This is a genomic window from Salegentibacter salegens (genome assembly GCF_900142975.1).
Classification (GTDB): domain Bacteria; phylum Bacteroidota; class Bacteroidia; order Flavobacteriales; family Flavobacteriaceae; genus Salegentibacter; species Salegentibacter salegens.
On sequence record NZ_LT670848.1, the window covers coordinates 3070642 to 3091128 of the forward strand.

Below are 20487 nucleotides of genomic sequence, written 5' to 3' on the forward strand. Positions count from 1 at the left end.
CCTGCTCCGAAATTTATTCGGAGATCTAACATGATGCGATTTGAAATCATATTAGAAGCTGAAATAAATTCAGCTTGACGAATTTAATTTGAATAAATTATAAAAAAGAAAAACCCGTTTCGATTAAGAAACGGGTTTTTAAGTATCTGCTATGGCCGGGCCATTACATCATTCCGGGCATTCCGCCGCCCATTCCACCTGGCATACCGCCACCTTTGTCGTCTTCTGGGATATCCACAAGGGCACATTCGGTAGTTAAGATCATTCCGGCAACAGAAGCAGCATTTTCAAGTGCAACTCTCGTTACTTTCTTAGGATCTATAATTCCAGCTTTCATCATATCTACGTAAGTACCGGTCTTGGCATCATAGCCAAAATCTTTCTTACCTTCCAGGATTCTATTTATCACTACAGAAGCTTCACTTCCTGCATTTTCTACGATAGTTCTAAGCGGGGCTTCAATTGCTCTAAATACAATTTGAACTCCGGTTGCTTCATCGTCATTTTCAGTTTTCACTTTTGAAAGAACGGCTTGTGCTCTTACAAAAGCAACACCACCACCGGCAACTATACCTTCTTCTACAGCCGCACGGGTTGCGTGAAGTGCATCGTCTACACGGTCTTTTTTCTCCTTCATTTCAACTTCTGAAGCTGCACCTACATAAAGTACGGCAACACCGCCGGCTAGTTTAGCCAAACGCTCCTGAAGTTTTTCTTTATCATAATCTGAAGTTGTGGTTTCGATCTGAGCTTTGATCTGGTTTACACGTTCTTCAATTTGCTTGTTGTCTCCAGCACCGTTTACAATAGTAGTGTTATCTTTATCGATAGCTACTTTTTCAGCAGTACCTAACATATCTATGGTAGCATTTTCTAAAGAGAATCCTCTTTCTTCAGAAATAACAGTACCACCGGTTAGGATAGCGATATCTTCTAACATTGCTTTTCTACGGTCTCCAAATCCTGGTGCTTTAACAGCAGCAATTTTAAGAGAACCACGAAGTTTGTTTACTACCAAAGTAGCAAGAGCTTCGCCATCTACGTCTTCAGAAATAATTAAAAGTGGTTTTCCAGATTGTGCTACCGGCTCAAGAATTGGAAGCAAATCTTTCATTGAAGAGATCTTTTTGTCGAACAATAAAATGTACGGATCTTCAAGATCTGCAGTCATTTTCTCTGAATTCGTCACGAAATACGGAGAAAGATAACCACGGTCAAACTGCATACCTTCAACTACTTCTACGTGAGTTTCAGTACCTTTGGCTTCTTCAACGGTAATTACACCTTCTTTTCCAACTTTACCAAAAGCCTTGGCAATAAGATCACCAATATGCTCGTCGTTATTTGCTGAAATAGAAGCTACTTGTTTTATTTTTTCTGAAGAATCACCAACTTCTTTGGTTTGTTTCTCCAAATCTTTAGTGATTGCCAATACAGCCTTGTCTATACCTCTTTTAAGGTCCATTGGGCTTGCGCCTGCTGCAACGTTCTTAAGGCCTTCTTTTACGATTGCCTGGGCAAGTACAGTAGCGGTAGTAGTACCGTCACCAGCAAGATCATTGGTTTTAGAAGCAACTTCTTTCACCATTTGAGCTCCCATATTCTCTAAAGGATCTTCAAGCTCAATTTCTTTTGCTACAGTTACACCGTCTTTAGTTACGGTTGGCGCACCAAAAGATTTGCTTATTACTACGTTACGTCCTTTAGGACCTAAAGTTACTTTTACGGCATTGGCCAATGCATCTACACCGCGTTTTATTCCGTCGCGGGCCTGAATGTCAAACTTTATATTTTTTGCCATTGTTGGTTAATTTTGTGATTTCCGCGGTAGCGGAAATTGAATTAATAATATTTTATTTTGAAAATTTCCCCGGGAGTGGGGAAAAGAAGTTTTTAAACTATTGCAAGAATATCGTCTTCTCTCATCATTAGATAATCTGTGCCTTCAAGTTTTAATTCTGTACCAGAATACTTTCCGTAAAGTACAGTATCACCAACTTTCACAGTCATATCGTGGTCTTTATTTCCCTTACCTACAGCTACAACTTTTCCACGTTGTGGTTTTTCTTTAGCTGTTTCGGGAATGTAAATTCCAGATGCCGTTTTGGTTTCGGCTGCTTCAGGTTCAATAAGAACTCTGTCTGAGAGCGGTTTAATGTTTAGTCCCATTTTTTTATAAATTTATTAAGGTTAATTAATCTTTAAATAAGCGACTAAGCCTATTTCTAAAATTATGCCACCCCGCTTTCTCTGCCAATTACCAATAAAAAATGCCAGCTTGTCATAAGCTGGCATTTTTGAATTTTATAAAGAACTAAACCTTTTATTGGTCGTTGTCAGATTGAGGTTGTTGACCTGGCATTTGTGCTGGGGGAGTAGTAGTATTCTCAGGCATTGCGTCTTCATCAAAAACCCTTGATTCGCCGTAACCGGCATCGTCCATAATAGTTACGTTAGAAAGTAAAATAAGGACTAATAAAAGGGTTGCTAAGGTCCAGGTACTTTTATCTAAAAAGTCACCGGTCTTCTTAACACCACCTACTTGTTGCCCACTGCCACCAAAAGAGGAAGATAAACCACCGCCTTTAGGATTTTGTACCATAATTACCACTACCAGTAAAAAGGCTACAATAACTATTAATGCTAAAAAAATTGTAAAGGTGCTCATTCTTATTTTGAATTATTTTCTTGTAATTTTTCGGTTGCCCGAATTTGGTCAGCAAAGAAACCACTTTTTTCGGGATTTTTCAAAATTAATATTTTATAAGCCTGGATTGCCTTTTTATAGTTTTTTTGTTCCAAATAAACCCGTGCTAAAGTCTCTGTCATTAAAGATTCAGCGGGAGTTGTGCTCACTTCGGCAAGGTTAGATTTATTGGTAGGTTTGCCGGGTTTTATCTTCGGACTTTGGGAAATAAACCTGTCAATAAGTTCAAACTTTTTGTGCTGAACATCATCTTTTTGATATTCGGCTTCATCTTCTTCCCTTTTTATAGGTTGGGCTGAAGTAAGTCGTAACCATTCTGAAAAGGAATGTGATTCTGATGCATCGAACTCCAAAGGTTCCCCCAGTTTCAAATTATCTTCAGATGAATCTTTTTCTGTTTGCTCCCAGGCTTCAGGGCTTTTTTTAGAAAATAACTCGGGATCCATTACCTGCTCAGATTCCGATTGACGCATTTTAATGGCTTCATCTATAGCCATACTTCGTTTCGCAAAAACTTCTTCGGGTTCAAAAACCGTAATATTTCGCAATTGCTCTTCCTGATCCTGAATTTGCCTTGCAATTTTGTTCTGATTAAACTCTTTGGAAGTAATAAAATCGAACAGCACGCTTCGATTAGTGGTGTAGGCAGCGGTTTTTTTAAGTGCGCTGTTGTAACTGAATTCCTGGTGTTCTTTTAAACCTTTGAGCCTTACTGCCCGGGCCGCCTGAAAATACGGTGCTTTTTGAATTAGCTTTTCTAAGGCGGTAGTTTGCCCGGCGGTTATTTCAGCCGGTTGTTGCAGTAGTTGTATGAATTCGGTAGCTTCCATAATTACCAATCGGTTAAAGCGGCATTAAAAATATCCTGGGTTAGCCGGTTGTAAATTTCATCTAAAGCAGTTGCCAGAACATCACCAACCAGCTGTGCATTGGCGGGATAATCGTAATAAAACGAAAAACGCCTGTCAAAATCTTTTTCGGGTTCCAGGGTGTTATAATAACGAACGTTAACAGCGATGGTAAGCCTGTTTTGTGCAGCGGTATTCTCTGACGTAGCAGTTATTGGAGCTACATAAAAATCGATGATTTCTCCTTCAAAAATAAGATCGGCATTGTTATTTGCCAGGCTTAAGCTGGTTTGATTTTGAATAAGGTCCTGTAATTGTAAGGTGAAGGTCCTATCTATTCCCGGCTCTACTAAATCGGCCTGGTTTTGAAAGAAATTTACCTGAAATGAATCAGCATCACCGGTATCGGCACCTGTAAAGGAATAAATTCCGCAGGATTGTGTGCAGAGCAAAAGCACGAAACATAAAAAAAAAGCAGATTTTTTCATAAAATCGGGGGAATAAAATTACAGATCGTATTGTTTTATTTTTCTATACAGTGTGCGTTCGCTTATACCTAATTCCTCGGCAGCAGCTTTGCGTTTCCCGCTATGCCTTTCTAAAGATTTTTTTATAAGCTCTAATTCTTTATCCTGTAAAGAAAGGGTTTCTTCTTCCTGGATTTCTTCAGCAAAATAATATTTATCTTTTTCCCTGTTAATTTCAGATTTCGGACTGTTTTGCGGAATTTGAAGCACTTCCAATCTTTCATCATTTAAAGCTTCCAATTCTTCAGCATCAACATCTTCCCCGTCATCATCTCCATAAAGTTTTTGAATAAGACTTTCATTCTCATCCTGAACCTTTTTGGAGTTTCCACTTTCCATAAGTTTTAAGGTGAGTTTCTTGAGGTCGGTAAGGTCGCTTTTCATATCAAAAAGCACTTTGTAAAGAATTTCACGCTCGTTGCTAAAATCGCTTTCCTTTTTCTTATCGGCGATCACTGCGGGCAAATTACTACCGATATTTGGTAGATATTCTTTTAAACGTTCTGGACCAATAATGCGTTCCTGTTCTAAAACCGAAATTTGTTCAGCGATATTTCTTAATTGTCTAATATTCCCGCCCCAACGGTATTTTTGCAATAGATTTACCGCATCATCCTGAAGTTTAATGGTGGGCATTTTATATTTTAAGGCAAAATCTGAAGCGAATTTTCTGAATAATAAATGAATATCATCTTTACGGTCTCGCAGAGGTGGAAGATTAATTTCCACAGTACTCAATCTATAATAAAGATCTTCGCGGAAACGCTCTTTTTTGATCGATTCCTGCATATTGATATTTGTAGCCGCAATAATGCGAATATCAGATTTTTGCACTTTAGAGGAGCCTACTTTTATAAATTCTCCATTTTCCAGAACACGAAGTAGCCTAACCTGGGTGGGAAGCGGTAATTCTCCAACTTCATCTAAAAAAATAGTACCGCCATCGGCCACTTCAAAATAACCACTTCGGGTTTGGGTAGCGCCGGTAAAAGCGCCTTTTTCGTGACCAAAAAGTTCAGAATCTATAGTTCCTTCGGGAATTGCACCACAGTTTACCGCAATGTATTTCCCGTGTTTTCTATGAGAAAGCGAATGGATTATTTTTGGAATACTTTCTTTACCAACCCCACTTTCACCGGTTACTAATACCGAAATATCTGTAGGCGCAACCTGGATTGCTTTTTCTATAGCGCGGTTAAGGCGCTGATCGTCGCCAATTATTCCAAACCGCTGTTTTACTGCCTGAATTGATTCCATAAATAAGGTCCTGCTGTTCCAAAAAGATAAAAATCAAGTTCTTAAGAATGATTTTTATGCAAAAGGAAGTAACTGCTATTTTTAGTTATTTTTCACTGTGCCCAACCGCTTCACCTATTAAAGTGGCGCTGGTGCAATCGTTTATTTTTACGTTTACAAAATCTCCAACTTTATAGTTTTCCTTAGGGAAAACAGCTACCGTATTTTGTGTGGTACGACCGCTCCAGTGCTCGCTGGATTTTTTGGATTCTCTTTCAATTAAAACCTCTACGGTGTCTCCAAGAAATCGTTGCGTTCTAAAGTGGTTATGTTCCCGTTGAAGCTTCACTATTTCAGCCAATCTTCGTTGTTTTACTTCGGCAGGAACATCGTCTTCCAATTTGCGTGCAGCCATAGTGCCCGGTCTTTCAGAATAAGCATACATATATCCAAAGTCATACTTCACATATTCCATCAATGATAAAGTATCCTTGTGATCTTCTTCCGTTTCAGTTGGGAAACCAACTATAAGATCCTGGGAAATGGAACATTCTGGCATTAATTCTCTTATATAGTCTATAAGTTTAAAATATTCTTCCCTGGTGTGCAGCCTGTTCATTTCTTTTAAAATCCTGTCGCTTCCGCTTTGAACCGGTAAATGAATATGCTTACAGATATTTGGATAAGCGGCCACAACTTCAATAACCTCAAAGGTCATATCCTGCGGATTTGAAGTTGAGAACCTAATCCTCATTTTTGGTTGTGCTTCAGCAACGAGTTTCAAAAGCTGTGAGAAATTAGTAGCCGTAGCCTTTTGCATTTTAGAAGCATTTTTAAAATCTTTTTTGAGTCCGCCGCCATACCATAAATAACTATCTACGTTTTGACCCAAAAGTGTGATTTCTTTAAATCCTTTGTCCCAAAGATCGTTTACTTCCTCTACGATACTTTGTGGGTCGCGGCTGCGTTCTCTTCCGCGGGTAAAAGGTACCACGCAAAAAGTGCACATATTATCGCAACCCCGGGTTATAGAAACAAAAGCTGAAACGCCATTAGTTTGCAAGCGCACGGGAGAAATATCACCGTAAGTCTCTTCTTTAGAAAGAAGCACATTTATAGCATCGCGACCTGCTTCAACTTCGTTTATAAGGTTTGGGAGATCTTTATAGGCATCTGGCCCAACCACAAGGTCTACAATTTTTTCTTCTTCCAGGAATTTCTCTTTTAAACGCTCGGCCATACAGCCTAAAACGCCAACCTTCATTCCCGGGTTTATTTTTTTTACTGCATTGTATTTTTCAAGTCTTTTGCGAACGGTTTGTTCGGCTTTTTCTCTTATAGAACAGGTGTTTACCAAAACAAGATCGGCTTCTTCAAGATTTTGCGTAGTATTAAAACCTTCTTTTGCAAGAATAGAAGCAACAATTTCACTGTCGCTAAAATTCATCGCACAGCCGTAACTTTCAATAAAAAGCTTGCGGCTATTTTCTTGCTTAGGCTCCATTACGAGCGTATTTCCCTGTTGTTTTTCGTCTATTGTCTTCTCCATAATTCAAATCTTCCTTTTCAGGATTAAGAAATGCAAAGATAAGGGTAAAACGAACTTCTGACAAAGTGACAGCAATTTTTTTAATTTTCTCACGCAACCTTTTTGAATTTAATGCATCTATATAGAAACCAACCTGATAATTATGAGATTTTTCTACAGTTTAATTACGTTGCTACTTCTGCTACTAATGGCTTTATTCACCTCTTGTGAGAAAGACGCTACCGAAGAAGAATTTTATAATGTAGCGGTTCCCGTTGTGAAGCCTATTGAAGAATTTAGAGCTATGGTAAAGATTTCTGAACCAAGAGCGATCTCTGAAGCAGGTAAGATTTATTCTTATGGGGATTATGTTTTTATAAATGATGATAATAAAGGAATACATATTATAGATAACAGCGATCACCGAAATCCTGTAAAAATTAAATTTCTTGAAATTCCGCAGAATACCGATATCGCCGTAAAAGATGATATGTTGTTTGCAAATTCGGCAATGGATCTTGTGGTATTTGATATAAGTAATATGAATAATATTAAGGAGGGTGAAAGAATGAAAAATGTTTTTCCCAATCACAATAGTCGTATTCCAGCCAATGCTTCTTTTGTAGATAGCGATAATTTTAATGCTGAAACCGAAGTGGTGATAGGTTATGTGATGGAAACCCGAAAGATTGAAATGGCAAATGATACACAGTGGCTAACTAATGACGGAGCTTCTTTTTCTGAATCAGGGAATTCATCAGGCGGTTCCGGTACCGGTGGATCTTTAGCGCGTTTCAATATTCACCAGGACTTTTTATATGTGGTAGATCAAAATCAACTATCTGTTTTCAATATCGCGGGTTTAAGAAATCCTGAATTAATAAAAACCGAATGGGTGGGAAGAGATATAGAAACCATCTTTCACAAGGAGAATCACCTGTACCTGGGAAGTTCTACAGGAATGTATATCTATAGCGTAGAAGATCCTGCTGCGCCTCAGTTTAAATCTATGTTTAGCCATATTTTAGGTTGCGATCCAGTTGTAGTGCAAGGTGATATTGCCTATGTGACCATTCGTGGTGGAAATGCTTGCGGACAGGATTGGAGCCAGCTGGATGTGATAGATGTGGCCGATAAATCCAATCCGCAGTTGCTACAATCTTATGATATGGAAAATCCTTACGGACTTGGCGTAAAAGACGATTGGCTGTTTGTTTGTGATGGTACGGCCGGTTTAAAAATATATGATACAAAAAATACCCCCAACCTGGAACTAATTGACCATTTTCAGGAAATTAACACCTATGACGTCATCCCTCTAGAAGATGTGCTTTTAATGGTTGGGGACAATACATTATTCCAATATACTTATAAAGGTAATGAGATCAATTTACTAAGCACTTTCAGCCTTAATTGATTTTATTTTGTTTGGTTTTTTAAGGATGCCCCGCTAGACTGCGGGGCTTTTTTATGGCTTAGGATAAAAAGAATTTTTAACGCGGGAAGTCTTGAATGTGGCTGTTTTACAAGCTATTTCTTGTGGTTTTGTGAAATCTTGTAGGTTGTTAAAAAAAAATTGATATACTTTTGCAGCTAGAAAAAAGAGAGTTATGGCAAAGAATTTAGTGATTGTAGAGTCCCCTGCCAAGGCAAAAACCATCGAAAAATTTTTAGGTAAAGATTATAAGGTAGCCTCCAGTTTTGGGCATATCGCCGACCTGCCTACAAAAGAATTAGGTGTAGATACCGAAGGTAATTTTAAACCAAAATATATAGTTTCTAAAGACAAAAAAGATGTAGTTAGAAAACTAAAAGGTTTTGCGAAAAATGCCGAAATGGTTTGGCTGGCAAGTGATGAAGACCGGGAGGGAGAAGCTATTGCGTGGCACCTTGCCGAGGAGCTTAATCTTAAAAGTGATAAAACAAAAAGAATTGTTTTTCATGAAATCACTAAAACGGCTATTCTTAAAGCGATAGAGAATCCCAGGGATATTAATTATAATCTTGTAAATGCTCAACAAGCCCGACGGGTTCTGGATAGGTTGGTAGGTTATGAACTTTCCCCGGTTTTATGGCGAAAAGTTAAAGGAGGCCTATCGGCAGGTAGAGTACAATCGGTGGCGGTTAGGCTTATTGTAGAAAGAGAGCGCGAAATCCAAAATTTTACTGCGGAAGCTTCTTTTAGAATAGATGCCGAATTTACTACGGAAGACGGGAAATCTTTTAAAGCCAAGATTCCTAAGAATTTTGGTACCCGTAAGGAAGCTGAAGCATTTCTTCAGCAAAACCTGGGCTCAGATTTTAAAGTTGCAGAACTTACTACCAAGCCCGCAAAAAAATCTCCTGCTCCACCATTTACAACTTCAACTTTGCAACAGGAAGCAGCGAGGAAATTATATTTTTCAGTAAGTAAAACCATGACTATGGCGCAACGTTTATACGAAGCCGGTCATATTACTTATATGAGAACAGATTCGGTAAACCTATCAGAAGATGCAAGAAAGGGTGCCAACAAAGAAATTTTAAAGGCTTACGGAGATAAATACGCAAAATCAAGGCAATTTAAAGGAAAAACCAAAGGCGCTCAGGAAGCTCACGAAGCGATTAGGCCAACAAATTTTGCTAGCCATTCGGTAAGAGCAGATCGTGACGAACAGCGTTTATACGAGTTAATTTGGAAGCGAGCTATCGCCTCACAAATGAGCGAAGCACAATTAGAACGTACCAATGTGAAAATTGAAGCTTCTAAACACGATAAGCAGTTTACTGCAAATGGAGAAGTGCTTAAGTTTGATGGTTTTCTTAAAGTTTACCTGGAAAGCACCGATGATGACGAGGATGCAGAAGAGCAAAACGGAATGCTACCCGCTTTAAAGGAAAATCAGCCGTTAAATAATAAATATATAACCGCAACCGAAAGATTTACAAGACCGGCATATAGATATACTGAAGCTTCTTTGGTGAAGAAACTGGAAGAGCTGGGAATTGGGCGTCCTTCTACTTATGCGCCTACAATTTCTACAATTCAGAATAGGAATTATATTGAAAAAGGTTCGGTAGATGGTACAGAACGCGAGTATTTGCAATTTGTGCTTAAAGGAGAGAACATTAAAGAAAATAAATTAACAGAAAACGTTGGAAGTGATAAAGGAAAATTAGTGCCAACTGCCGTAGGTATGGTGGTGAACGACTTTCTTGTAAATCATTTTTCAAACATTCTTGATTATAATTTTACCGCGAGAGTAGAACAAAGTTTTGATGATATCGCGGAAGGAAATGAAGAGTGGACGCATATGATGAAAGAATTCTATGAAGACTTTCATCCGCAGGTTGTAGATGTTGCTAAGAATGCCGATAGGGAAGTTGGAGAGAGAATTTTAGGTGAAGATCCTGAAACCGGGAAACCGGTAAGTGTTCGATTGGGAAAATTTGGGCCTATGGTTCAAATTGGTTCAGTAGAAGATGATGAAAAACCAAAATTTGCCAGCCTTGGTCCAGACCAAACTTTAGATTCGGTTACTTATGAAGAAGCGATGGATCTTTTCCAGCTTCCGAAGGAATTAGGAGAATATAAAGATGAAAAAGTTGAGGTGAATAATGGCCGTTTTGGTCCTTATGTAAGATTCGGTAAGAAATATGTTTCCCTTGAAAAAGGGGAAGACCCATTAAACGTAGATTTTGATCGCGCAATGGAGTTGATCAAGGAAAAGGAAAAGGCAGATGCGCCAATTCACCATTACGAAGATATGCCGGTTCAAAAAGGAGTAGGGCGTTTTGGTCCTTTCTTAAAGTGGAATGGTATTTTCATTAACGTGAATAAAAAATACGATTTTGATAATCTTTCTATTGAAGATATTGAAACTTTGATTGAGGATAAAAAACGGAAAGAGCGTGAGAAGTTAATCCACAACTGGGAAGAAGAAGGAATTAGAGTTGAGAAAGCACGTTGGGGAAGGTTTAATATTATAAAAGGCAAGACTAAAATTGAACTGCCAAAAACCACAGATGCCGAAAATTTAAGTTTGGAGGAAGTAAAAGAAATTCTCGAAGAGAAATCTACAAAGAAGAAAAAAACTACCAAAAAGAAAGCTCCGGCAAAAAAAGCAACTGCTAAGAAAAGCACTGCGAAAAAGAAAACAGCTACAAAAAAGAAGAAATAATATATGGATTTAGATTTTCTGAGTCCCCTTTCTGAAGAATTGCTTAAGGAGATCACCGGTTTTGGTGAGCATTCCCTGGGAAATTCGGTTAAAAAGCATACTGTCGCTCAAGGCTTGCCAGATTTAGATGGTGTGCAAATGGCAGTGGTTGGGATTAAAGAAAACCGCCTTGGAGACGAGATAGATTTTCTTGATTTTGAAGATGTAAGAAAGGCTTTTTATAGTCTGTTTCCCGGAAACTGGCATATTAATATTGCCGATCTTGGCGATATAGAAAAAGGGGAGACGGTAGAAGATACTTATTTTGCGGTACAAACCTTGGTGGCAAAACTGGTAAAAAAAGACGTGATTCCGGTGTTATTAGGCGGTAGCCAGGATTTGGTTTACGCACAATACCGGGCTTACGATACCTTAGATCAAATGGTGAATCTTGTAAATATAGATAGTCGTTTTGATCTTGGAGATGCCGAAAACCCGATAAGTAACAGGTCTTATGTTGGTAAAATAGTGGTAAATCAGCCTTATAATTTATTCAATTATTCCAATATTGGGTATCAAACCTATTTTAATTCGCAAGATGAAATAGAATTGATGGAGCGCTTGTTCTTTGATGCTTATCGTTTAGGCGAGATTAGTAATAATTTTAAATTAGTTGAGCCGGTAATGCGGGATGCAAATATGGTGGCTATAGATTTGGCGGCGGTTAGTGCGCCTTCATCTGGTTCACGAGATATAGCTTCTCCTAACGGGTTTGATGGGAAAGAAATATGTGCGCTTTCGCGATATGCGGGGATTAGTGACAAAGTAAGCTCCTTCGGAATTTATGAATATGATAATTTAAAATTCGGAAATTTGGGAGCCATGTTAATGGCTCAAATGTTGTGGTATTTTGCAGAAGGCGTAAATTACCGTACTAATGAAAATACTATTTCGGCAAAAAAAGAGTTTATAAAGTATCAGGTTCCCATAGACGATGAGGTTTTAGTGTTCTATAAAAGTCCTGTAAGCGGGAGGTGGTGGATAGAAATTCCGTTTCTTGAACATGTAGATACTAAACTAAAAAGGAGTACGTTATTACCTTGCAGTGAGGACGATTACCTGGAGGCTTGTAATCAGGTAATTCCTGAAAGATGGTATAAAGCAAAAAGAAAAAACGAAGTTTAAATAATTTTCAGGCATTCTTGGTATTTACTGTATTTTTACCTAAAATATTGTTTTTTAAAAAATAATTAGATAGGTTTACTGCCGTAAATTGAGATGTCTTAACCTAAGAGAAACTATGAAGAAATTTATTTCGCTAATAGCTGTTCTGGCCTTGCTTTCAAGCTGTGGGCGTGGAGATCGTGGACAGCTGGTTGGTGCGAAAGGGGAGAAGTGGAATCCGGAGAAACCACTTGGGATGACATTAATTCCTGGAGGTTCATTTATAATGGGAAAGTCTGATGATGATATCGCAGGCCAACGTAATGCACCACCTAAAACGGTGACAGTGCGTTCTTTCTATATGGATGAAACCGAAATTACTAATGCCGAATACCGCCAATTTGTTAATGATGTTAAAGATTCTATTGTTAGAACCGAATTAGCAATCATGGCTGAGAATATGGGCGAAGCTGAAGGTTCTGGCGGGATTGGAGATTATGCTTTTATGGATGCCGATGAAGGTGATATGACGCCTTATGAAGAATATATGCTGAATACCTACGGCCAGGGTGGTCCATCTGATACCTATGAGAACCGTCGTTTAAATAAAGATATAGACATAATTTGGGACACCGAAGATTATCCTGATGTTTATTATGCTGAAGTTATGGATATGATGTATATCCCGATGGAAGAGGTGTATAACGGCCAGCGCACCATAGATGTAGAAAAATTAAAGTTCACTTATACCTGGATGGATGTGCAGGGTGCTGCTAAGAAGCAGGGAAATAGAAGTGAATATATAAAAAGAGAAGAAATTCAGATTTATCCTGATACTACAGTTTGGATAAGAGATTTCAATTATTCCTATAACGAGCCTATGCATAATGATTACTTCTGGCATAGTGCTTTTGACGATTACCCTGTGGTAGGAGTTACCTGGAAACAGGCAAGAGCCTTTACACAATGGAGAACTTTATATCATAATTATTACCGGAGAGAAAAAGATGAGCATAACGTACCTTCTTATCGTTTACCAACCGAGGGTGAATGGGAATACGCTGCGCGTGGTGGTTTAGAAGGAGCTACTTATCCTTGGGGAGGTCCTTACGCCAAAAACGATCGCGGATGTTTTATGGCTAACTTTAAACCATTAAGAGGAGATTACGCGGCAGATCAGGCACTTTATACTGTAGAAGCTCAATCTTACGACCCTAATGATTACGGTTTGTATAATATGGCCGGAAACGTGGCAGAGTGGGTAGATTCTTCTTACGATCCCGCTTCTTATGAATATATGTCTTCAATGAACCCTACAGTAAATAATCCCGACGATATGCGAAAAGTAGTTCGGGGAGGTTCCTGGAAAGATGTAGCTTATTTCCTTCAGGTAAGTTCAAGAGATTATGAATATGCAGATTCTGCGAGAAGCTATATTGGCTTTAGAACAGTTCAGGATTACCTCGGAACAGATGTTACCCTAAATCAACCTAACAGATAATTAACAACCTATTTAACCATTAGAAAATCTAAATCTATTTTATTATTATGGCAAAATCGAATTCAACAAAGAGAATAACAAACATGGTGTACGGTTTAGGTGCATCAGTTGTAATATTAGGTGCGCTTTTTAAAATTATGCACTGGCCATTTGCAAACCCAATGCTTATTGCAGGTCTTGTAGTAGAGGCTTTTGTATTTGCATATTCTGCATTTGAACCTACAGATGATGACCTTGACTGGTCTTTAGTTTATCCTGAATTAGCCGGTGGACAGGGAAGTGGCCGTAGCGCTACGGTAATTGAGGAAGACAAAGAAACTCAGGGCCAACTTTCTAAGAAATTAGATGAAATGCTTAAGGAAGCTAAGATAGATGCGAGTTTAATGAGCAGCCTTGGAGAAAGCATTCGTAATTTTGAAGGAGCTGCAAAAGGGATCGCTCCAACCGTAGATTCAATGGCGTCTCAAAAGAAATACAGCGAAGAGCTTACTACAGCTGCTACGCAAATGGAAACATTAAACAATATTTATAAGGCTCAGGTAGAATCAGCCTCACGTCAGGCAGAAATCAACCAGGAGGTTGCAGAGAATGCCGGTAAATTAAATCAGGAAATGGGATCTCTTGCAGCTAACCTTTCTTCTTTAAACGGAGTTTATGGTGGTATGCTTACTGCTATGAATGGTACCCGCAACGGTGTGCCGACTAATTAGTGAAATTATTGCCCCTGAAAACCTAAATTATTAAAGAACAAAACTAATTAGCACATGGCGTCTGGAAAACAAACCCCAAGACAGAAGATGATTAACCTGATGTATCTGGTTTTCATCGCGATGATGGCACTAAATATGTCTAAGGAAGTATTAACAGCCTTCGGTCAAATGAATGAAGACCTGGAGGAATCTAATGCTACTACATCGCAACGTAATGATATGGCAATGGCCGGTTTAGCCGCCAAAGCCGAAGAACAACCTGCAAAATATGAAGAATTAAAAGCTAAAGCTGAACAAATAAGTACACTTTCTGATAATCTTTATGCTACCGTTGGTAATCTTAAAGAAGAATTATTGGCCGATTTTGATGCTGAAGATAGAAGCAATTATGAAGCTATGGACCGTGCAGATAAGTTAGATAACTTATTTTTTGCGAGTGGAAGAGTAACTCCAAGAGGAGAAGAATTTGTTGCAGCTATAGACAATTATAGAAATGAAGTACTTAGTATTCTGGGAGATGGTTTTCCACAGATTAGAAGGGAAGTAGCTAAAGATTTTTCTACTGAAGAAGTAACTAATAATGAAAACGTAACCAAACCCTGGTTAACCTATAATTATCAGGGATTTCCTTTAATAGCATCTCTTACAAAGCTTACTCAAATACAAACTGATGTTAGAAATACCGAAAATGATATTTTATCATCAATGCTTGAAGGGCAGTTGCAAAGTGATGTTTCTTTAACCAATTATCAAGCGATAGTAGTGCCAGATAAAACTGCCTTTTTTAGTGGCGAAAACTTTAAAGGTAAAGTTGTGCTGGGGCGTGTAGATCCTACTTTAAAGTTTGAAAATGTTACTATAAACGGAAATAAAGTAGAAAGCACCCAGGCAGGACAGGTTATGTTAGATTTCCCTGCGGGAAATGTAGGAGAGAAAGAAATTAACGGCGAGCTTCAGTTTAAGGAAGGAGACTCTATTGTAAGAATTCCTATTAATAGTTCTTACGCGGTTATTCCAAAACCTAATTCAGCGGTAATTTCAGCTGATAAAATGAATGTACTTTATCGTGGGGTTCAAAACCCAATGACGATTTCCATTCCTGGTGTTGGTAGTATTAGCGCTCAGGCACCCGGACTTTCATCTGCTGGTGGCGCCGGACAGTACGTGATGAATGTTACTAGCTTACAAGCAAGAGAAGTAGCTATTAATGTGAGTGGTAAGCTTCCTGGTGGAGAAACCGTTTCAGACAGTAAAACGTTTAGAATTAAAGATATTCCAAGACCGGCCGGAACGGTTAGAGGTGAAGATGGATCTGTGCAAATGCAACGTAATAGTTTAGAAGTTTCTACTATTGGAGCTACACTTCCAGACTTTGATTTTAATCTTGATCTTAACGTAACAGGATTTAGTTTTAAAGTACCGGGACAACCAACTATTCAGGTTAACGGTAGTAGATTAGATGATAGAGCAAAAGCAGCTCTAAGAAGAGCAGGACGAGGAGAATCTGTTCAAATTTTTGATATTCAGGCGGGTATCTCTGGTAACTCTGGATATAAACTGAAGAAAGTTTCTCCAGTTGTTATAGAGTTGACAAATTAATAAAATTTAGAAGATGAATTGGAGAGGATTTTTATTGAATGCTTTGGTATTGTCTTTCACAATAGCATCTTTTGGGCAGGCAAATATTTTAAATGCTAAAGACCCAGAGGATATTGGTAAGAAAACCGAAGCCCAGATTCAAAGTGACATTAATGATAAGCCACTTGAATATGGATACATTGAAGATCGTGATGTATTATGGTCTAAAAACATATGGGAAAAAATAGATCTTGATGAAAGGGTTAATTTTCCACTGTATTACCCAATAGATACTAATAATATTGGGAATAACCGTAGGGCCTTATACGATGTTTTGGTTACCGCTATTAAAAACGGTAAAATTGAAAACATTTATGCCGATTCTTATTTTAATGAAAAGAGAACGCTTAAAGATATTGAAGCAACCTTATCTAAAGTAGATACTACAGATCTTGGTATTGAGCAGTATAATGCTGGTGAAGAGGTTGAAGAACAATTTATTGATAGAAGGGATCTTAGTGCCGCTGATATAGCCGAATATCATATTCGTGGAATGTGGTATTTTGACAAACGCCAGGCTGAATTAAAATATAGATTACTCGGAATAGCTCCCGTAGCTCCCGATGTAAACTTTATTGATTCTGGCCAAACCGATCTTGTTGAATTATTCTGGGTTTGGTTTCCAGACGCCAGGGAAGTATTACACGAAAATAAAGCTTTTACAGGCACTAGCTCGGCGCAAACCGTCACCTTTGATCATTTGCTGAATTCAAGAAGATTTGATGCCATGATCTACAAGGAAGATAATGTGTACGGAGATCGTGAAGTAGATGAGTATATTGTTGATAATGCATTTATGGAGCTTTTAGAAGCTCAACGTATAAAAGAACAAATAAGAAACTTTGAGCTGGATATGTGGAATTACTAATCCTCCAAAGTTTTGAAATTAATTTGAAAGCGTTCCCTATGGAACGCTTTTTCATTTTTAAAGGGCAGGTTAAACTATAAATTTTTATTTTTAAACTATGTTAGATTATATAGTAGTTGGATTAGGTTTAAGCGGAATTGCAATTAGCCGCAGACTGGAAGAAAGAAATAAGAATTTCATAGTTTTTGAAGATAATTCCCAAAAATCTTCCCTGGTGGCCGGCGGATTATTTAATCCGGTAATTCTTAAACGATTTACACTTGTCTGGAATGCAAATGAACAAATGAAAATTGCTATTCCGTTTTATAAAGAAATGGAAACACAATTACAAGCTAAGATTGTTTATCCCATAGAGATTTATAGAAAATTCTTCTCAGCCGAAGAGCAGAACAATTGGTTTGAAGCAGCCGATAAGCCTTTACTTTCAGAATATTTAGATACAAACCTGGTTAAAGATATTAATCCCAATATTCCTTCAGAATTTTCATTTGGCAGGGTTCGGCAAACCGGGGTGATTGATACCGATATTCTCATAAAAGAATACCGAAATTATTTAAAAAATGAAGACAAAATTCAATTTGAAAGATTTGATTATGCCGCTCTTCAGATTAATGAAGATTCAGTAAGTTATAATGGAATTTCAGCGAAGCAAATTATTTTTTGCGAAGGTTTTGGAATGCAACATAACCCTTTCTTTAATTATCTTCCGCTACGCGGGAATAAAGGAGAATATATTACCATTTACGCTGAAGCGCTTCAACTTAAAGAAGCGGTAAAATCTTCAGTTTTTATTATTCCATTGGGAAATGATTTATATAAGGTTGGCGCCACTTATAATAACCAGGACAAAGATCCACAACCCGGTGAGGCGGCGCGACAAGAGTTAGTAAAGAAAATTACACAGCTTATTACCTGTAAGTTTGAAGTGGTAGACCAGTCGGCGGGAATTAGGCCTGCCAGTAAAGATAGAAAGCCAATGTTGGGAAGGCATCCAAAGTACAAAAACCTCTATTGCTGTAATGGTTTTGGAAGTAGAGGAGTGCTTATTTCCCCAATGGTTTCAAAACAATTAATTGAATTTATTGAAAACGAAGTTCAGCTTCCGCCAGAGATAGATTTACAAAGATTCAGCAAAAAACATTATACTGACTAATTCTTACCTGCACCTGGTTTGTAGTGTAGAAAGAGATTAATCCAAATATTGCGCGATAATCTTATAATTAGCGGCATAAATACCACCAGCGTGCCTATAATAACCCAAAAAGAGGTCATTAAGCCACCGCCAAGAAAAAAATAGGCGATTACGAAGGCAGCAACGGCAAAAGCAATTCCAACGCCATAACTCACATACATAGCTCCAAAAAAGAACGAAGGTTCTATTTTATATTTAGTGCCGCAGTGAGAACAGCGCTCATGCATATCAAAAACGCGGTTTAATTTATAGGGATTACTTTCCTTATACATGCTTTCTTCGTGGCACACTGGGCAGGTTCCTGTAAGGATACTGTAAAGTTTACTTCCTTTTAAAAAAATCATAATTGGTTTTCAGGGAGTTATAAGTTTAGTCGAGGGTTTAGATTGGGAGAAAACATATTTTTTTCACGTTGTAAATTTAGGCATATTTGCAAAAATAAAATCAACAAATGCTTAATATTCATAATCTCTCTGTTTCTTTTGGCGGAGAATATCTTTTTGAAGAAATAACCTTTAGACTTGGCGCTGGAGATCGCGTGGGACTAATTGGAAAGAATGGGGCCGGAAAATCTACAATGCTTAAAATTCTATCCGGTGAGCAGGAATATGACGGCGGGCAGATTGCACGTGATAAAGAACTGAATATTGGTTTTTTAAAACAGGATATAGATTTTGAACAGGGTCGTAGTGTTTTGGAAGAAGCGCAACAGGCTTTTGTTGAAATAAAGAAACTCGAAAAGCAAATTGATGAAATTAACCATCAATTAGCCACCCGCACCGATTACGAAAGTGAATCTTACACCCAACTTATTCAGGATTTAAGTGAGATAACACATACCTACGAAATAATTGGCGGTTATAATTATGAAGGGGATACCGAAAAGGTGTTATTTGGGCTTGGTTTTCAGCGGGAACAATTCGATAAACTCACCGAAACTTTTTCAGGAGGTTGGAGAATGCGAATAGAACTTGCGAAACTTTTGCTTCAAAATAATGATATTCTGTTACTGGATGAGCCTACTAACCACCTGGATATTGAAAGTATTATCTGGTTGGAGAATTTCCTTAATAATTATTCAGGTTGTGTAATTATTGTTTCTCACGATAAAATGTTCCTGGATAATGTTACCAACAGAACTATAGAAATTTCGCTGGGTCAAATTTACGATTTCAGTAAGCCGTATTCTAAATACCTTGTACTTAGGGAAGAGTTAAGAGAACAACAACTGGCCGCACAAAAAAATCAGCAAAAGGAAATTGAACAAACCGAAAAACTCATCGATAAATTTCGGGCAAAAGCTTCAAAAGCTTCTATGGCACAATCGCTTATCAAGAAACTTGATAAAATAGACCGAATTGAGGTAGATGAAGATGATAATGCGGTGATGAATGTGAGTTTTCCCATTTCTATTCAACCTGGGAAAGTGGTTATAGAAGCCGAAGCAATTGGTAAGGCTTATGGCAATAATCAGGTTTTAAAGAATATTGATCTTTTAATTGAACGCGGAAGCAAAATTGCCTTTGTGGGTCAAAACGGCCAGGGTAAAACCACGCTCGCAAAAATTATAATTGATGAAATTTCTTATGAAGGGCATTTAAAACTGGGGCACAATGTTCAGTTAGGATATTTTGCGCAAAATCAAGCCGATTACCTGGATGGTGAAAAAACCGTATTGGATATTATGATTGATTCTGCCAATGAAAAGAATAGAAGTAAGGTTCGTGATATGTTGGGTTCATTTCTCTTTAGAGGAGATGAAGTATCTAAGAAAGTGAAAGTGCTTTCAGGAGGGGAAAGAAACCGTTTGGCGTTGTGTAAGCTCATGCTACAGCCTTTTAACGTGCTTATAATGGATGAGCCTACCAACCACCTTGATATTAAATCTAAGAACGTGCTAAAAGAAGCATTAAACAGGTTTGAAGGAACTTTAATAATTGTTTCTCACGACAGGGATTTTCTACAGGGCCTTTCCAATAAAGTTTATGAGTTTAAGGATACGAAAATCAAGGAATATCTAGGCGATATAAATTACTTTTTAGATCAGCGTAAGCTGGAAAATATGCGTAGTGTTGAGAAAAAGGACAAGGCAGCGAAAGTGCAAAAAGATTCTGCCGGTTCTAACAACAAAAAAGCCTACAAAGACCAAAAGAAGGTAAAATCTTTAAAGAATAGACTTAGTAATACCGAATCTAAGATTACGAAACTGGAAAAAGATCTTGAAGCACGTGATATGGAATTAGCTACAAATTATGATGAAGTTGTAGCCAAACCGGGATATTTAGATAAGTATAAAACAAAGAAGAAAGAGCTAAATTCCCTGATGAAAGAATGGGAAGAAATTCAGGAAAGTTTGGATAGTTTAGCATAAACAATTCTTATAATTTCAAGTTTAAATTAAACCAATTGGGCAAATAGGGGTCTTACAC

At 37.9% G+C, this 20487-nt stretch carries 17 protein-coding genes; 9 read left to right on the top strand and 8 right to left on the bottom strand.

Features of this window, described 5'->3' with window-relative positions:
• Positions 1-163: 163 nt before the first annotated feature.
• The 7 genes from groL to miaB all read right to left on the bottom strand — a co-directional run bounded on the left by groL (position 164) and on the right by miaB (position 6867).
• Positions 164-1801, bottom strand: coding sequence for a chaperonin GroEL (groL, locus tag B5488_RS13785; RefSeq protein WP_079735796.1), 1638 nt, complete (start codon positions 1799-1801; stop codon positions 164-166).
• A gap of 92 nt (positions 1802-1893) precedes the next feature.
• Positions 1894-2169 carry a co-chaperone GroES gene (locus B5488_RS13790; RefSeq protein WP_057482963.1) on the bottom strand — a complete coding sequence of 92 codons (276 nt, stop codon included), beginning with the start codon at positions 2167-2169 and terminating at the stop codon, positions 1894-1896.
• A gap of 154 nt (positions 2170-2323) precedes the next feature.
• Entirely contained in the window at positions 2324-2668 is a 345-nt protein-coding gene (gene secG / locus B5488_RS13795) for a preprotein translocase subunit SecG (RefSeq protein ID WP_079735797.1), read from the bottom strand.
• Positions 2669-2670: 2 nt separating this feature from the next.
• The gene (locus B5488_RS13800; protein ID WP_079735798.1) at positions 2671-3537 is read right to left on the bottom strand and encodes a hypothetical protein; all 867 of its coding nucleotides are present in this window, start codon (positions 3535-3537) and stop codon (positions 2671-2673) included.
• A 2-nt stretch (positions 3538-3539) separates the two neighbouring features.
• Positions 3540-4043, bottom strand: a complete 504-nt coding sequence (locus tag B5488_RS13805) for an LptE family protein (protein WP_079735799.1) — start codon at positions 4041-4043, stop codon at positions 3540-3542.
• Between the two features lie 18 nt (positions 4044-4061).
• Positions 4062-5339 carry a sigma-54 interaction domain-containing protein gene (locus B5488_RS13810; protein WP_079735800.1) on the bottom strand — a complete coding sequence of 426 codons (1278 nt, stop codon included), beginning with the start codon at positions 5337-5339 and terminating at the stop codon, positions 4062-4064.
• Between the two features lie 85 nt (positions 5340-5424).
• Positions 5425-6867 (bottom strand): tRNA (N6-isopentenyl adenosine(37)-C2)-methylthiotransferase MiaB, encoded by a 1443-nt coding sequence (gene miaB, locus B5488_RS13815; RefSeq protein WP_079735801.1) that lies wholly within the window; start codon positions 6865-6867, stop codon positions 5425-5427.
• A gap of 142 nt (positions 6868-7009) precedes the next feature.
• On the opposite strand from miaB, the gene B5488_RS13820 reads away from it, so the two are divergent.
• The 8 genes from B5488_RS13820 (at position 7010) to B5488_RS13855 (ending at position 18019) form a co-directional block, all read left to right on the top strand.
• Positions 7010-8263, top strand: a complete 1254-nt coding sequence (locus B5488_RS13820; protein ID WP_079735802.1) for an LVIVD repeat-containing protein — start codon at positions 7010-7012, stop codon at positions 8261-8263.
• A 193-nt stretch (positions 8264-8456) separates the two neighbouring features.
• Complete coding sequence (gene topA / locus B5488_RS13825) at positions 8457-11006, top strand: type I DNA topoisomerase (protein WP_079735803.1); 2550 nt, start codon at positions 8457-8459, stop codon at positions 11004-11006.
• A 3-nt stretch (positions 11007-11009) separates the two neighbouring features.
• Positions 11010-12170 (top strand): formimidoylglutamase, encoded by a 1161-nt coding sequence (locus B5488_RS13830; protein WP_079735804.1) that lies wholly within the window; start codon positions 11010-11012, stop codon positions 12168-12170.
• 115 nt (positions 12171-12285) lie between these two features.
• On the top strand, positions 12286-13650 hold the full coding sequence (porK, locus tag B5488_RS13835; RefSeq protein ID WP_079735805.1) for a T9SS ring complex lipoprotein PorK/GldK: 1365 nt from the start codon (positions 12286-12288) through the stop codon (positions 13648-13650).
• A gap of 47 nt (positions 13651-13697) precedes the next feature.
• Entirely contained in the window at positions 13698-14360 is a 663-nt protein-coding gene (porL, locus tag B5488_RS13840) for a type IX secretion system motor protein PorL/GldL (protein ID WP_079735806.1), read from the top strand.
• 54 nt (positions 14361-14414) lie between these two features.
• Positions 14415-15959, top strand: a complete 1545-nt coding sequence (gene porM, locus B5488_RS13845) for a type IX secretion system motor protein PorM/GldM (RefSeq protein ID WP_079735807.1) — start codon at positions 14415-14417, stop codon at positions 15957-15959.
• Positions 15960-15972: 13 nt separating this feature from the next.
• Entirely contained in the window at positions 15973-16866 is an 894-nt protein-coding gene (gene porN, locus B5488_RS13850) for a type IX secretion system ring subunit PorN/GldN (RefSeq protein WP_079735808.1), read from the top strand.
• 97 nt (positions 16867-16963) lie between these two features.
• The gene (locus B5488_RS13855) at positions 16964-18019 is read left to right on the top strand and encodes an NAD(P)/FAD-dependent oxidoreductase (RefSeq protein WP_079735809.1); all 1056 of its coding nucleotides are present in this window, start codon (positions 16964-16966) and stop codon (positions 18017-18019) included.
• Here the strand turns inward: B5488_RS13855 and B5488_RS13860 are convergent.
• Entirely contained in the window at positions 18016-18399 is a 384-nt protein-coding gene (locus B5488_RS13860) for a DUF983 domain-containing protein (protein ID WP_407690220.1), read from the bottom strand. The two genes, B5488_RS13855 and B5488_RS13860, sit on opposite strands and share 4 nt — an antisense overlap.
• A gap of 110 nt (positions 18400-18509) precedes the next feature.
• On the opposite strand from B5488_RS13860, the gene B5488_RS13865 reads away from it, so the two are divergent.
• Positions 18510-20429, top strand: a complete 1920-nt coding sequence (locus B5488_RS13865) for an ABC-F family ATP-binding cassette domain-containing protein (protein WP_079735811.1) — start codon at positions 18510-18512, stop codon at positions 20427-20429.
• The last annotated feature ends 58 nt before the right edge of the window (positions 20430-20487 follow it).